The 13,703-nt window shown below is 74.2% G+C and carries 12 protein-coding genes, 1 tRNA gene and 2 pseudogenes; 10 read left to right on the top strand and 5 right to left on the bottom strand.

Features of this window, described 5'->3' with window-relative positions; genetic code table 11:
• Positions 1 to 25: 25 nt before the first annotated feature.
• Entirely contained in the window at positions 26 to 721 is a 696-nt protein-coding gene (locus KSNIM_RS25980; protein ID WP_263105542.1) for a type 1 glutamine amidotransferase domain-containing protein, read from the top strand.
• Positions 722 to 843: 122 nt separating this feature from the next.
• Here KSNIM_RS25980 and KSNIM_RS25975 read toward each other — a convergent pair whose 3' ends face one another.
• On the bottom strand, positions 844 to 2,163 hold the full coding sequence (locus KSNIM_RS25975; RefSeq protein ID WP_263105541.1) for an aldehyde dehydrogenase family protein: 1,320 nt from the start codon (positions 2,161 to 2,163) through the stop codon (positions 844 to 846).
• 74 nt (positions 2,164 to 2,237) lie between these two features.
• On the opposite strand from KSNIM_RS25975, the gene KSNIM_RS25970 reads away from it, so the two are divergent.
• Positions 2,238 to 2,663: a MarR family winged helix-turn-helix transcriptional regulator gene (locus KSNIM_RS25970; protein ID WP_263105540.1), complete on the top strand. Its 426-nt coding sequence runs from the start codon at positions 2,238 to 2,240 to the stop codon at positions 2,661 to 2,663.
• Positions 2,664 to 2,729: 66 nt separating this feature from the next.
• On the opposite strand, the gene KSNIM_RS25965 is transcribed toward KSNIM_RS25970, so the two are convergent.
• On the bottom strand, positions 2,730 to 3,230 hold the full coding sequence (locus KSNIM_RS25965) for a hypothetical protein (protein ID WP_263105539.1): 501 nt from the start codon (positions 3,228 to 3,230) through the stop codon (positions 2,730 to 2,732).
• Positions 3,231 to 3,389: 159 nt separating this feature from the next.
• Here KSNIM_RS25965 and KSNIM_RS25960 point away from each other — a divergent pair, with 159 nt between their 5' ends.
• The 5 genes and pseudogenes from KSNIM_RS25960 to KSNIM_RS25945 all read left to right on the top strand — a co-directional run bounded on the left by KSNIM_RS25960 (position 3,390) and on the right by KSNIM_RS25945 (position 7,717).
• Entirely contained in the window at positions 3,390 to 5,111 is a 1,722-nt protein-coding gene (locus KSNIM_RS25960; RefSeq protein ID WP_263105538.1) for a SulP family inorganic anion transporter, read from the top strand.
• Positions 5,087 to 5,422 (top strand): annotated as a pseudogene (locus tag KSNIM_RS39470) (3-hydroxyacyl-CoA dehydrogenase family protein); the annotation flags it as partial. The gene KSNIM_RS25960 and the pseudogene KSNIM_RS39470, both read left to right, overlap by 25 nt.
• Before the next feature lie 293 nt (positions 5,423 to 5,715).
• Positions 5,716 to 6,153 carry a peptidase inhibitor family I36 protein gene (locus KSNIM_RS25955; protein WP_263105537.1) on the top strand — a complete coding sequence of 146 codons (438 nt, stop codon included), beginning with the start codon at positions 5,716 to 5,718 and terminating at the stop codon, positions 6,151 to 6,153.
• Between the two features lie 67 nt (positions 6,154 to 6,220).
• A complete protein-coding gene (locus tag KSNIM_RS25950; RefSeq protein WP_263105536.1) occupies positions 6,221 to 7,165 on the top strand; it encodes a hypothetical protein in 945 nt (314 codons plus the stop codon).
• Between the two features lie 111 nt (positions 7,166 to 7,276).
• Complete coding sequence (locus KSNIM_RS25945) at positions 7,277 to 7,717, top strand: hypothetical protein (RefSeq protein WP_263105535.1); 441 nt, start codon at positions 7,277 to 7,279, stop codon at positions 7,715 to 7,717.
• A gap of 77 nt (positions 7,718 to 7,794) precedes the next feature.
• Here the strand turns inward: KSNIM_RS25945 and KSNIM_RS25940 are convergent.
• Positions 7,795 to 7,866 (bottom strand) — tRNA-Val (locus KSNIM_RS25940).
• Positions 7,867 to 8,036: 170 nt separating this feature from the next.
• Here KSNIM_RS25940 and KSNIM_RS25935 point away from each other — a divergent pair.
• The 3 genes from KSNIM_RS25935 (at position 8,037) to KSNIM_RS25925 (ending at position 10,130) form a co-directional block, all read left to right on the top strand.
• The gene (locus tag KSNIM_RS25935; protein ID WP_263105534.1) at positions 8,037 to 9,290 is read left to right on the top strand and encodes a hypothetical protein; all 1,254 of its coding nucleotides are present in this window, start codon (positions 8,037 to 8,039) and stop codon (positions 9,288 to 9,290) included.
• Positions 9,291 to 9,355: 65 nt separating this feature from the next.
• Complete coding sequence (locus KSNIM_RS25930; RefSeq protein ID WP_263105533.1) at positions 9,356 to 9,880, top strand: DUF4442 domain-containing protein; 525 nt, start codon at positions 9,356 to 9,358, stop codon at positions 9,878 to 9,880.
• A 25-nt stretch (positions 9,881 to 9,905) separates the two neighbouring features.
• Entirely contained in the window at positions 9,906 to 10,130 is a 225-nt protein-coding gene (locus tag KSNIM_RS25925; protein WP_030267496.1) for an FmdB family zinc ribbon protein, read from the top strand.
• Positions 10,131 to 10,268: 138 nt separating this feature from the next.
• On the opposite strand, the gene KSNIM_RS25920 is transcribed toward KSNIM_RS25925, so the two are convergent.
• Together KSNIM_RS25920 and KSNIM_RS25915 are read right to left on the bottom strand one after the other, a co-directional pair.
• A complete protein-coding gene (locus KSNIM_RS25920; protein ID WP_263105532.1) occupies positions 10,269 to 11,123 on the bottom strand; it encodes an HAD family hydrolase in 855 nt (284 codons plus the stop codon).
• Positions 11,123 to 13,643 (bottom strand): annotated as a pseudogene (locus KSNIM_RS25915) (phosphoribosyltransferase). Before KSNIM_RS25915 ends, KSNIM_RS25920 begins: the two are co-directional and overlap by 1 nt.
• Between the last annotated feature and the right edge of the window lie 60 nt (positions 13,644 to 13,703).

Below are 13,703 nucleotides of genomic sequence, written 5' to 3'. Positions count from 1 at the left end.
GCCGAACGAAGGAGTGACCGCCGACATGGCGAAGATCCTGTTTGTGATGACCGGCGCCGACCACTGGACCCTGGCCGACGGCAGCAAGCACCCCACCGGTTACTGGGCGGAGGAGTTCCTCACCCCGTACCGCACCTTCACCGCCGCCGGGCACGAGGTCGTGGTGGCCACGCCGGGCGGCGTGCAGCCGACCGCGGACGCCGCCAGCCTGTCCGCCGGCGCGCTCGGCGGCGAGGAGAACGCCGCCGAGGCGGCCGCCGCGATCGCCGCCGCCGAGCCGCTGCGGCGCCCGATCGCCCTGACCGACGTCGACCTCGCCGACTACGCGGCCGTCTTCTACCCCGGTGGCCACGGCCCGATGGAGGACCTCGCCGTCGACGCCGACTCGGGCCGGCTGCTCACCGCCGTGATCGACGCCGGGCTGCCGCTCGGCGTGGTCTGCCACGGCCCGGCCGCCCTGCTGGCCGCCGTGCGCCCGGACGGCACACCGACCTTCGCCGGGTACCGGCTCACCGGCTTCAGCAACGCCGAGGAGCGGCTCGCCGGCCTCGCCGACCGCGCCCCCTGGCTGCTGGAGGACCGTCTGGTCGCGCTCGGCGCCGACTACGCGGCGGGCGAGCCCTGGGCGCCGCACACCGTCACCGACCGCACCCTGCGCACCGGCCAGAACCCGGCCTCGTCCGGCCCGCTGGCCGAGGAACTGCTGAACGCGATCGGCTGAGGTACCGGCCCCGGCAGTCCCGTCGGGGCGACACAACTGCTTGACATCATCAAGCAGACGGGCGGGAGCCGGCCATCGGCTCCCGCCCGCGGCGCACACACCCTCCGTCGGTGTCCCGCCGGTCAGCCGACCGGCACCTCCAGCACCGCCTTGCGGTGGCTGAACGCCTCGATCGAGTACCGGCCGTGGTAGCTGCCCATGCCGCTCTCCCCCACCCCGCCGAACGGCAGGTCGGAGACGGTCAGGTGGGCCAGCGGCAGGCCGAACCCGAGCCCGCCCGAGGAGGTCTCCTCGGCGAGCCTGCGCCGGGTCTCCTCCGACGGGCTGAACACGTACAGCGCGAGCGGCTTGTCCCGGTCGTTGACGAAGTCGATCGCCTCGTCGAGGTCCGCGACCTCGACGACCGGCAGGATCGGCCCGAAGATCTCCTCCTGCATCACCGGCGAGTCCGGCGACACGTCCGCGAGCACGGTCGGCGCCAGGTAGCGCCCGGCCCGGTCGTGGCCGCCGCCGACCACCGTCCGGCCGGAGTCCAGCAGTGCGGCGAGCCGGTCGAAGTGCCGCTCGTTGACGATCCGGCTGTACAGCGGCGATGCCGCCGGGTCCTCGCCGTACCGGGCCCGAACCGCGTCGGCCAGCAGCGGCTCCAGGGCGCGGGCGGTGGCCGGGTCGGTCAGCACGTAGTCCGGGGCCACACAGGTCTGGCCCGCGTTGAGGAACTTGCCCGCCACCAGGCGCTCGGCCACCACCGCGAGGTCCGCCCCCGCGTCGACGAACGCCGGCGACTTGCCGCCCAGTTCGAGGGTGACCGGGGTGAGGTGCTCGGCCGCGGCCCGCATGACGACCCGGCCGACGGCGCCGTTCCCGGTGTAGAAGATGTGGTCGAACCGCTGGGCCAGCAGCGCCGTGGTCTCCGGCACCCCACCCTCCACCACCGCGACCGCCCCGGTGTCCAGGTACGCGGGCAGCAGCCGGGCGAGCACGGCCGAGGTGGCGGGCGCCAGCTCGCTGGGCTTGGCCACCACCGCGTTGCCGGCCGCCAGCGCCCCGGCGACCGGCGCCAGGAGCAGCTGCACCGGGTAGTTCCACGGCGCGATCACCAGCACCACGCCGAGCGGGTCGTACTGCGTCCGCGCCTGTGCGCCGGCCAGCCGCTCGGGCACCGGGGCGTCCTCCGGCCGGAGCCAGTCCGCGAGGTGCTCCAGGGTGTGGTCGATCTCCCGCACCACGAAGTCGACGTCGGTGCGCATCGCCTCCTGCTCGCTCTTGCCCAGGTCGGAGCCGAGCGCCGCGGCGAGCTCCGGCCCGTTCTCGGTGAGCAGTGCGCGCAGCCGGTGCAGCTGCCCGGTGCGCCAGGACAGCGGCCGGGTGAGGCCGGTGCGGAAGGTCGCACGCAGGCGGGCGACGAGGTCGGCGGGCTGCTCGGCCGGACGGTCGTTCATGGGGTCCTCGCAGGGAATGGTTGATATCCTCAACTACCTGCTGTCAGGAAACGCCGGTTACTTGAGGATGTCAAGTGAATCCAGATGCGTCGGAGCTGGTGGAGCCGCTCGCCCGCGTGGTCCGCGGCTACTACGACGACCTGGCGGCGGTCGCCGGCCGGCACGGGCTCAGCACCACCCAGGCCCGTGCGCTCATCGCCCTCGACCACCCGCTCAGCATGAGCGCGCTCGCCGAGCACCTGGTCTGCGACGCCTCCAACGCCACCGGGCTGGTCGCCCGGATGGAAGCCCGCGGACTGGTGGCGCGGACCCCCTCCCCCGAGGATCGCCGCAGCAAGACGGTGCACGCCACCGGGGACGGGCACCGGCTCGCCCGGTCCCTGCGCGCCGAGATGCACACCGTCCACGGCGCCCTCGCCGGCCTCACTCCCACCGAGCGCGGCGCCCTGCTCCCGCTGCTGCACCGGCTCGGCGAACTGCTCGGCCGGCCGCAGGACTGAACGCGCGCGGCCGGCGCCGGGGAACGCCCCGGCGCCGGCCGTCGTCGCCGTGTGCCCTGCTACTGCTCAGCCCGCTGCCGCCTCCTGCTCGGCGTGGAACCGGGCGACCGCCGCCTCCGTCCGCGGCAGACCCACCAGCGGCTCGCCGACCACCCGGCCGGCCACCTCCACCGCCGCCACCACCACGGCCTCGCGCAGCTCGGCCTCGGCGATCACCCGGCTCGCGGCCAGCTGCACCTGCGCCGCCGCGACGAGTTCCTCCCGCTCCCGCAGCGCCTCCGCCCGGGCGGCCGCCACCAGGGCCGCGCCCTTCTCGGCCGCCTCCTGCCGGATGCGGGCCGCCTCGTGGCGGGCGGCGTCCAGCTGTGCGCGGCGCTCCTGGCCGAGCTCCAGGGCCTCGTGGCGGATCCGTTCCGCCTCGGCGAGCCGACCCCCGGTGGCCTCTTCGCGCTCCGCGAGCGTCCGTTCGATCCGCGGCAGCACACGCCCGCCGAGTATCCGGAACAGGAAGAAGAAGCAGATCAGACCAATGACGAATTCCACCGGGTTCGGCTCGAGGGGTCCCATGCCCCGAACCTACCCATGTCCCGTACGGGCATGCGACTGACTTTCCGTCAGCAACGGCCCGCCGCGGGGCCGCCGGAGCCCTCCGCATCCGGCATGCGTGGCCTGACCTGCGTCCGGCCGGTTCCGGGGCATCATGTCCCCAGGCGAAGGGAGTGTCCCGTGTCGCAGCAGACCGACGCCTCCGACCGGCCGTGGTGGCACCGCGTGGTGCCCGCCGTCCCGGGCCTCGCCGTGCTCCGGCACTACCGGCGCGGCTGGATCCGCGGCGACCTGCTGGCCGGCGCCACCGTGGCGGCGTACCTCGTGCCCCAGGTGATGGCCTACGCCAGCGTCGCGGGCCTGCCGCCGGTGGCGGGCCTGTGGGCGATCCTCCCGGCGATCCTCTGCTACTCCGTGCTCGGCTCCTCCCGGCTGCTCTCGGTCGGCCCCGAGTCCACGACCGCGCTGATGACCGCCACCGCGATCGGCCCCCTAGCCGCCGGCGACAGCTCCCGGTACGCCGTCCTGGCCGCCGCCCTCGCCGTGGTCGTCGGCCTGCTGTGCGTGGTGGCGTGGGTGGCACGGCTCGGCTTCGTCGCCGACCTGCTGTCCCGGCCCGTCCTGATCGGCTACCTGGCGGGCGTCGCCCTGATCATGATGGTCGACCAGCTGACCAAACTCACCGGCGTGGAGACCGAGGGCGAGGGCTTCTTCCCGCAGCTGGTGTCCTTCGTCGAGAACCTCTCCGACCTCCACGCGGCGACGGTGGTGTTCAGTGCGGCCGCACTGCTCTTCCTCTTCGTCGTGGGCCGGTTCCGGGGAGTCCCGGGACCGCTGCTGGCACTCGTGCTGGGGACGGTCGTGGTCTCGGCCTTCGGCCTGGAGGACCACGGCATCAAGGTCATCGGCACGATCCCGCCCGGCCTGCCCAGCCCCGCGTTCCCGAGCCTCTCCGACCTGTCCCAGCTGGTGCTGCCCGCGCTCGGCGTCCTGCTGGTCGGCTACACGGACGTGATCCTCACGGCACGCGCCTTCGCCACCGCGGGCGACGGCACCCGGCTGGACGCCAACCAGGAGCTGCTGGCACTCGGCGCGGCGAACGTCGGCTCCGGCGTACTGCACGGCTTCCCGGTGAGCAGCAGCGCCAGCCGGACGGCACTCGCCCAGTCCGCGGGCGGCCGCACCCAGGTGTACGCGCTCACCGCGGGGCTGGCGGTGGTGGCGGTGCTGCTGTTCTTCAGCTCGCTGCTCAGCCACACCCCGACGGCCGTCCTCGGCGCCCTGGTCGTCTACGCGGCCGTCCGTATGATCGACGTGGCGGGCTTCCGCCGGCTGCTCTCCTTCCGCCGCGGGGAGTTCCTGCTGGCGCTCGGCTGCCTGGCGGGCGTCCTCGCCCTGGACATCCTCTACGGCGTGCTGGTCGCGGTGGGCCTGTCCATCGCCGAACTGCTGACCCGGGTGGCACGCCCGCACGACGCCGTCCTCGGCACGGTGCCGGGGCTCGCCGGCATGCACGACGTCGACGACTACCCGGCCGCCCGCACGGTGCCCGGCCTGGTGGTCTACCGCTACGACTCGCCGCTCTTCTTCGCCAATGCCGAGGACTTCCGCCGCCGCGCCCTGGCCGCCGTCGACGACCAGCCCGACCCGGTGCACTGGTTCGTCCTCAACGCCGAGGCCAACGTCGAGGTGGACATCACCGCCCTGGACTCCGTCGACTCGCTGCGCCAGGAACTCGCCGATCGCGGCATCGTCTTCGCCCTGGCCCGGGTCAAGCAGGACCTCCGCGATGAACTCGACGCCTACGGCCTCACCGCCTCCGTCGGCGAGGACCGCATCTTCCCCACCCTCCCGACCGCCATCGCCGCCTACCGGGCCTGGGCCGACAGCAGCGGCCCTTAGGCCCTCTCCCTCGGATCCCGCCGGGCCTCGCGTCGCACCCTGCGAGGGGGACATCCCCCACCAGCGACGGCAGCGCCGCCAGAGGCCGACTGTTCCGAGAGACCGAGCAGCGCGGCGATCTGGTACATCGGCAGGTCGCTGGTCTCCAGGTACCGACGCGCGGCGTCGCCGATGCCGCGACCGTCGACACCGCCTGGAAGATCGGCACCGGCGCCATCGTCGACCCCTTCGAGATGATCGACAGGATCGGTCTGGGCCCCGCGCACGCCATCGCCACGGCTATGCCGGACGGCCGGGGGCGGCGTTCGCCCGTCACCTCGAGACCGAGTGCCTGGCCAAGGGCACGTTCGGCCTGGAATCCGGTGAGGGCTTACACACGTACGGACCGACCGGCGCATGACGGCACCGGGTACCGGGCTGCCGCGCTACCGGAACGATACGGTGATCATGAAAGCCTGAGGCGGTGGGAGTGCGCCGACGTGCCGGCATTCCGGCGCGAGCCGGGGTGCCGGCACGTCCGCTCCCGGAGCAGTCCAAACCACCGTCCAGCCCCGGGGAAGCAATGTTCTCTGTCCGCACAGCACTTGTCACGGCATCAGTGGCGATGTCCGCCGTTCTCGGCGGGATCGTCGCGGCCTCCCCGGCGAACGCCGCGATCACGGTCAACACCAACACCGACTGCGACGCCCAGTGCATCGTCCTCTACTTCAACACCGGCTACGCCGGCTCGCACACGGTGATCCACTCCGACACCCCCGACAGCGGCGAGGGCATCTACAACCTCGAGGGGTACACCTTCCTGAGCAGCGGCAACGGGAAGGGCCAGGGCCTGAAGAACAACGCGGCCTCGGCGAAGGCCCGGATCTGGGGCATCAACTCCAGCGTGACGGTGTACTACAACAGCGGCTACTCCGGCCCCTGCGACAAGTTCGCCAAGGTCGAGGGCCCGGCCGCCTACCAGCTCAAGAACACGTACAACGAGAACGCGTCGGTGTTCTTCCGGAACAAGACGGTCAACCAGAACTGCGCCGACTTCGGCTGATCCGGATCCCGGATCGACGGCGGCCGCGCCCTCCGCGCGGCCGCCCTGTTCTTCGTGGAGATGTGCGGTGACTGTGGGAAGACGGCGTGCGCGGGCCCGCGCACCACGCGCTCTGGTACTGGTCGCGGCCGCGCTCGCGGCGACGGCCGCCTGCTCGGCGGCCGGGGACGGGCCGGGCGGTGGGCCTGCCGGGCGGAGCGCGGCCGGCGGCCCCTCGGCGGCGGCGCCCTCGGCGACGGCCGCGGGGCGGATCTCCCTGCCCATCGACCGGTTCACCCTCACCGCGGACGAGTCCTACGCGGTCGAGCGGGCCAAGGTGCTGCTCACCAACGAATGCCTGCGGGGGTTCGGCCTCGACTACCGGGTGCCGGAGAGCCCGCCGCCGACCGCGGAACCCTCCAGACGCTACGGGATCGCGGACCGCGAGGCCGCTCGCGACCGCGGGTACCACCTCCCGGCGTCGACCGGCCGGAGCGGCGCACCCGCCGCGGAGCCCACCGAGACACAGGCCGTGGTCCTCCTCGGCACGACCCGCGCGGGAGAGCCCCGGTCGACGACCGCCGACGGCCGCCCGATCCCGCCCGGCGGCTGCTACGGGGAGGCCGAGACCCGGCTGGACGGCGGAGCCCGTCCGGAGTCCGACATCGCCGCCGCGTCGGCCGTCGACACGGACAGCTACAAGCAGTCCCTGGAGGACCCGACGGTAACGGCGGTCTTCCACTCCTGGTCGGCCTGCATGGAACGCCACGGCCACCACTACGAGAGCCCGATCGCCTCCGTCGGGGACAAGGCCTTCGACACCGCGGAACCGACCCCGCGGGAACGGGCCGTGGCACTCGCGGACGTCGGCTGCAAGACCGAGACGGGCCTGCTGCAGACCTGGACGGCGGCCGAGTCGGCGATCCAGACGCGGATGATCGGGGAGAAGTCCGCCGTCCTGGACCGGCTGACCGCCTTCCAGAAGCGCAAGATCACGACCGCCCGCGAGGCGATCGCCCGCCTCGGCCGGTGATAGGCCGGTGGGCAGCAATCCGGTGGGCGTCGCAACCGACGTTCCGCCGGGGCGGGCGGGAACCGCGGGGCGGCGCAGCGAGTCGACCTGTACGTGTCCCAGTCGCTTTCCGTGACCGAGACGGCCTCCGGGTCCGGCGACGCCGGGACGGTGCTCGCCGGCCTCGCCCTCCTCGGCCCCGTGCTCGCACCGGCCCTGCTCCTGCTCTGTGCGGTCGGGATGGTGCGCGCCCGGCGCGACCGGCCGCCGCACGGGGACGCCGGCCTGCTCGTCCGGCTCTCCCTCATGGGTCTCTGCGTGGCGTACGGGGCGTTCAGCACGGGTCTGATGTCGGGTCCGACGTGGATGTCCGCGCGCGAGTACTGCGGCGCCCGGGGCTTCCCCGCGGTCGGGATCAGCACGCGGATGTTCCCGGTGAGCGTGCGCTGCGGACCGGACGGCGAGCTGGTGCCGTCCTGGGTCAACCCGGTGCTGGTGGGCGGTCTGGTGCTCGCGCTGGCCGCCCTCGGCGCGGCCGCCGTGGCGGCGTACCGCTCGCGCCGGAACCGTTGACGTCGCTGATGTCGGCCACCGATGTCAAAAGCCCCGGACCGGGAAGGGTCCGGGGCTTTCGCGGTGTTCACAGCCGGTGGGCGCAGACGGTTTCGAACCGCCGACATCCGCCTTGTAAGGGCGGCGCTCTACCGCTGAGCTATGCGCCCGTGTCGCGGCACACGGGGGTGCCCGGGTGCACGACGGAGGCCTAGCGTACCTGGTCCGGGGGGTTGCCCGCCGCCACCGTCCGGATGGCGTCGGACGGCGGGTCCCGGGCGGTGGGGGCGATCGGGAAGAATGGGCCTGGATCAGGCGTACGAGCAGCAGGGAGCGCGTGGTGAGGGTGGCCGGCGGTGGCGGCGGGCGGGGCGGCTGGTGGCGTCGGGGCGAGGGTGCGCGGGCCGAGGCGGTGGCTGCCCGGGACGCGGCGCAGCAGACCTTCTACGAGCTCGACTCGGCGCAGCGCGACGCCCAACTCGCCCTGGAGACGATCCGCTCCGCGGAGGACGGCGCGGCGGCGGGCCGGGCGCAGGCCGACTTCCAGGCGCTGACGGCGCGGATCAACGAGGTGACGGTCGGCTACTTGTCGGCGCTGGACGCGTACGACCTGGAGGATCCGGAGCTGGACGCCTCCGCTGCGGGCCGGGCCCGGCGGCAACTGGACCAGGCCAAGCGGGACCTGGAGGCGCAGCGGACGGAGCTGGACGCCTTCGTCCAGCGCTTGCAGCCCCTGGTGCAGCACGCGGAGTCGCAGCTGATCCGGGTGACGCCGGCGGTGGAGAAGGCCCGGCAGGCACTGCTGGCGGCGACGACGGCGCTGGAGCAGGTGCGGTCGGCGGGGCTGAAGGCGGACGACCTGGCGGCGCGGCTGGCGGAGCTCGGCCCGGAGCTGACCCGGCTGAACGAGGGGGTGGCCCGGCACGGGGTGCAGGCCACTCTGCAGCGGGCGGAGGACGTGGCGCGCCGGGCCGGTGCCGTCCGCGACCAGGCGGAGCAACTGCCGCAGCGGGCGAAGGAGATCGATCGGCGGGTGGCGAGCCTGCGGACGCGGGTGCAGGCGCTGGAGACCCGCGGGGGCACGGTGGAGCCGGCGTTGAGCGAGCTGCGGCGGCGGTTCTCGGTCTCCTGCTGGCAGGACCTGCAGCGGGTGCCGGCGCAGACGGCGGAGGCGGTGGCGACGGCCTCGCGGAAGCTGGACGAGGCGGCGCGGGCCCGTGACGAGCAGCGCTGGGCGGACGCGACCGGCGCGATCGGGGCGGTGCGGGCGGTGCTGGAGACGGCGGAGGGTTCGGTGACGGCGGTCAACGACCGGCTCCGGCAGCTGAACGAGGTCTCGCACGACCCGCACAAGGAGATCGAGCGGACGCGGTTCGCGCTGCGGGACGCCCAGCGCCTGGCCATGGCGGGCCGTCAGACCCCGGACCCGCGGCACGCGGCCCCGCTGGACGCGGCGGTGGCGCGGCTCGACCGGGCGGTCTCGGCGCTGGAGGAGGCCGGTCGGCACCCCGACTACTGGCACTTCCTGACCGAGCTGGCGGCGGTGCGGGAGACTGCGGCCGGGGTGGTGGCGATGATCCGGGGGCCGCGTTGACGGGCCGCCACGGACGTGACCCAGGCCACATTACTCACCAGTAACTTAGTGCTAGAGTCGCGCCCATGGCACGCAAGCGCACGCTCTCCGCAGCCACCTTCCGGCGCGGCATCAACCTCTGGCCGCCGTTCCTGTTCGCGGGCATCAAGGTGCTGGCCGTCGACGACGCCTTCCGCAGCGCGAAGGTCCGGCTGCGGCTCGGGCGGCTGAACCGCAACTGGGTCGGCACCCACTTCGGCGGCTCGATCTTCGCGATGACCGACCCGTTCTGGATGCTGCTGGTGATGCAGAACCTCGGCCCGGACTACTACGTCTGGGACAGCGCCGCGGAGATCGACTTCGTCTCCCCCGGCCGTGGCGACGTCTTCGCCGAGTTCGTCCTCACCGACGACCGCCTGGCGGAGATCCGCGAGCTGACGGCCGACGGCAGCAAGGCCCTGGTCTGGTTCGACACCGAGGTGCTGGCGGCGGACGGCTCGGTGGTCGCCCGGGTCCGCAAGCAGGTCTACGTGCGGCCCAAGCCGGAGCGCACCCGGCCCGAGCGGGGCGAGCGGGCCGAACGGGCCGAACCCGTCGGTACTGCCGTCTGAGCTGCCGCCTCGGTACCCTGCCGCTATGCCTCGCTACGACTTCCGCTGCCGCTCCTGCGGAGCCACCTTCGAACTCCGCCGCACGATGGCCCAGGCCAACGACCCTGCCGTCTGCCCGGAGGGCCACGCCGACACGGTGAAGCTGCTCTCCACCGTCGCCGTGACCGGCACCGCGGGCGGCGGCGCCGCCGCGGCCCCCGCCCCGAGCGGTGGCGGCGGCGGTTGCTGCGGCGGCGGCTGCTGCGGCTGACCCCGGAAAGGGGCCGGATCGGGGCCCGGCCGACGGCCCGGCCCCGATCCAGCCAGCCCCGATCCAGCCGGCCCCGATCCAGCCGGCCCCGATCGAGACGGCCTCGGCCGGCCCCGATGACGCGGCCCCGATGACCGGTCAGGCCCGGACGGCCGCCCCGGCCCGGACGCGCTCCAGCATCCGCCGGACGATCTCCTCGCCCGCCGCGACGCCGACCTGGGTGAGCGTCGTGACGCCGGGCGCCGCCCAGCCGGTGTCGGCGAGTTCGCCGTGACCGGGCCGCCAGCCCGCGTCGGCGGCGAGCAGCAGCTCCGCGTCGAGCAGCGAGTCGCCGGCGGTCAGCACGGTGGCCGCGCCCGTCCGGCGCTCGACCTCGGCGAGGGCCTCGCTCTTGGTGAGCGGGGCCGGCACCGCGTACACCTTGCGGCCCTGCAACGAGACCGTCCAGCCGCGCTCGGCGCACCAGCCGGTGAGCTCCTCCAGCCAGCCCTCGGGCAGGTCGGCGCGCTCGACGACGAGGTAGGCGAAGAGGTCCTCGGCGACCCGGCGCTTGTGCGTCCACTCCGGGTCCGCGCTGATCGCCAGGTGCTCGACGACCTCGGCGAGCGGGGCGCTGGCGGCGGAGAGCCGGGAGCGCACCTCGGCGTGCCAGTCGCGGTCCCAGACGCCGTCGACCAGCACGTGGCCGCCGTTGGCGCAGATCGCGTACTTCGGGATCCACCCCGGTGTCGGGCCGGGCAGGTTGACCCGCTCGTACTGGGCCCGGGTGCGGGTGGTCGCGGGGACGAAGACGGCGAACCGGGTCAGTTCGACGAGCAGCTCGGCCGCCTGCTCGGTCATGAACGAGAGCGCCCGGCCGTCGTTGACCTCCACCGAGAGCAGCCGGGGGGCGAGCCGGTCCGGCACGTCCAGGGCGAGGGCCCGGTTGGAGTAGATCAGGGTACGGTCGAGGTCGCTCGCGACCAGGAACTGACTCGGCTGCTGATTCGGCATCAACTTTCCTTCGTGAGAACTTCGCCGCCCTCGGCGGCGGTCACCGCCGTGCCGTCGGCGCCGGTCGCCCCGCGGGTGTAGCGGGGGTGGATCAGGCCCACGCAGGAGTACGGCAGGTCGTCCACCTCCTCCACCGGGACGCCGCGCTGTGCGGCGAGCAGCCTGACGTGGTCGAGGTCGGCTCCGGTACCGCGCCGGGCCAGCACTCGCCAGGGCACCCGGCGGAGCATGACGCGGGTGGTCTCGCCGACCCCCGGCTTCACCAGGTTGACGTTGTCGATGCCGTACTCGGCGCTGATCCGCTCGACGGCGGCCCAGCCCTCCCAGGTGGGCGTGCGGTCCTCGGTGGCGAGGGCGTCGGCGGCCGCGACGGCCTCGGCCCGGACGGCCGGGAAGTGCGCGGCGACGGCGGTGAGGAAGTCGTTCGAGACGTCGGCGACGGCGAGCTCGCGGTAGAACTTGGCGCCGTGGAAGTCGTCCGGGCCGATCAGGTCGGGGCGCAGCACGGTGCGCGAGATCAGGCCGGAGACGGTCGAGTTGAGGCAGGCGGACGGGATGAGGAAGTCGTCCCGGGTGCCGTAGGTGCGCACGCAGCGGCCGGGATCGGCGAGCACCGCGAGGTCCGGGTCGAAGCCGGTGCCCTGCAGCGCGTCGGCGAGCTCGCGGGTGATGGCGCCCTTGCCCGTCCAGCCGTCGACGAAGACCACCGAGCCGGCGTCGTGGTGGGCGGCGAGGTGGCGCAGGGCCACCGGGTCGATGCCGCGGCCGCGCACGATGGAGACGGTGTAGTGCGGGACGTCCAGGCCGTGGGCGAAGCCGAGCCAGCGGCGGATCAGCACGCCGACCGGGGTGCCGGCCCGGGCGAGCGAGGCGAGCACCAGGCCGCGGCCGCGCTCGCGCAGCAGCGTCTCGGCGACGGTTCCGACGGCCAGCGCGATCCGCTCGCCGGAGGCGGTGAGCGCCTGCCGGTACAGCTCCTGGTACTCGGGGCTGGGCTGGTACTCGATCGGCAGCGACTCGGCGTAGTGGGCGCCGCCGGACTGCACGGCCTCCTCGCGCTCCTCGGTCGGCGCCTCCAGTGCCACCCCGGAGAGGTCCTTGAGCAGCCAGATCACGTCCTCGGCCGGGTACGAGGAGAACGCGGGGCCGAACAGCGGCGCGGGCAGGGTGGTCGTCATGGTCGCCTTACGTGGGGAGGTGCGCTGTCGATGGTGGGGGACGGAGGCGTCAGCGGGGTGACCCGGGCCGGTACGCGGGGAGAACGGCGAGCACCACCTGGTCGGTGACGGCCCGCAGCTGGCGCAGCAGGGCCTCCTCGCCCTCGTGCAGGGCGGCGGTGTCGCCGGGGGTGTCGACGACCAGGACGATCGCGTCGAAGCGGCGGTCGGGGTCGCTGCCGGGGGCGACGTTGTAGGCGTACCGCTCGGTGGAGCGGTCGGCCGGGTCGTCGTGGGCCGGGAAGGCCAGCCGGGTGCGGATCGCGTAGCCCGGGTCGTCCACGGCGAGCACCGGCGAGCGGGTCGTCGTGGAGAAGCGTACGCGGTCGCCGCCGAGCCGGTCGGCGAGCGCCCCGGCCAGGCGCAGCGGCGCGTACATCAGCTCCTCGAAGCCGAGGACGAGGATGCGGCGGCGGTCGGCGAGCAGGTCGGCGAGCGGCGCGGCGAGTCCGGGCAGGGCGGCGTCGAGGCGGCGGCGGTGGTCGGCGGTGAAGCCGTGCCGGCCGCCGTCGGGCAGGTCGGCCGGCCAGTCGAGGGCGGGCCGGTGGACGGGGGCGAGCGGCCCCTCGGGCAGCGGGACGGCGGCGGGCTGCGCGTCGACGATCTCCTGCGCGCGGGTCAGCACGTCGGAGGGCAGCCGGACGCCGCCGACCGCGGTGGCGACCAGGTCGACGCGGGCGCCGAGCTCGGCGGCGGCCTTGTCGAGGCGCTCCCGGTCTGCCTCGGTGCGCAGGTCGACCAGGGCGACCACCACGTACCGGTCGCGGGGGTGCGCGGCGTGCAGCGCGCGGACGGTGTTGAGCACGGTGTTGCCGGTGGAGAACTCGTCGTCGACCAGCACCAGCGGCCCGTCGCCGGCGAGCAGGCCCGGGTCCTCGGGCAGCAGCAGGTGCGAGGTGGCGTGCGAGTGCTCCTCCTCGAAGCCGCCGACCGGCTCGACACCGTCGACCGGGCGGCGGGTGGAGTGCAGGTACGGGGCGTCCAGGCCGTCGGCGACGCTGTGGCCGAGCGCGGTGGCGGTCTCCGCGTAGCCGAGGACGACGGCCCGGGCGGCGTCCTCGGGGCCGAGCAACTCGGCGACCCGGCGGCCGAGCTCAAGGCCTGCGCCGTGCACCACGGCGGGGTGCTGCGGCACGTGCTTGCCGAGCACGTGCGAGACCAGCAGGTGGGCGCGGCGCGGGTTGCGCCGCAGGGCGAGGCCGATCAGCTCCCGCAGCTCCGGCGAGCCGGTGAGCCCGATGCCGAGCCGGTCGGTGACCCACTGGCCGGTCCACGGGGCCGGGGCGGGGTGCTGTGCGGTCAAGGCTCCTGCTTTCGGTGGTGCGGCGGTGCGGTCGTGCCGGGGTGCGGGTCGTGCGGCAGT

It is taken from the genome of Kitasatospora sp. DSM 101779, assembly GCF_025655475.1.
Classification (GTDB): domain Bacteria; phylum Actinomycetota; class Actinomycetes; order Streptomycetales; family Streptomycetaceae; genus Kitasatospora.
Note: the sequence above shows the minus strand (reverse complement) of the source record. Positions and strands in the feature narration are given on the sequence as shown.

Bases quoted from the DNA above. Each gene is read 5' to 3' on its own strand.
- KSNIM_RS25980 (WP_263105542.1), top strand. From the start codon at position 26: ATGGCGAAGATCCTGTTTGTGATGACCGGCGCCGACCACTGGACCCTG.
- KSNIM_RS25975 (WP_263105541.1), bottom strand. From the start codon at position 2,163: ATGAACGACCGTCCGGCCGAGCAGCCCGCCGACCTCGTCGCCCGCCTG.
- KSNIM_RS25965 (WP_263105539.1), bottom strand. From the start codon at position 3,230: ATGGGACCCCTCGAGCCGAACCCGGTGGAATTCGTCATTGGTCTGATC.
- KSNIM_RS25955 (WP_263105537.1), top strand. From the start codon at position 5,716: ATGTCCGCCGTTCTCGGCGGGATCGTCGCGGCCTCCCCGGCGAACGCC.
- KSNIM_RS25930 (WP_263105533.1), top strand. From the start codon at position 9,356: ATGGCACGCAAGCGCACGCTCTCCGCAGCCACCTTCCGGCGCGGCATC.
- KSNIM_RS25925 (WP_030267496.1), top strand. From the start codon at position 9,906: ATGCCTCGCTACGACTTCCGCTGCCGCTCCTGCGGAGCCACCTTCGAA.
- KSNIM_RS25920 (WP_263105532.1), bottom strand. From the start codon at position 11,123: ATGCCGAATCAGCAGCCGAGTCAGTTCCTGGTCGCGAGCGACCTCGAC.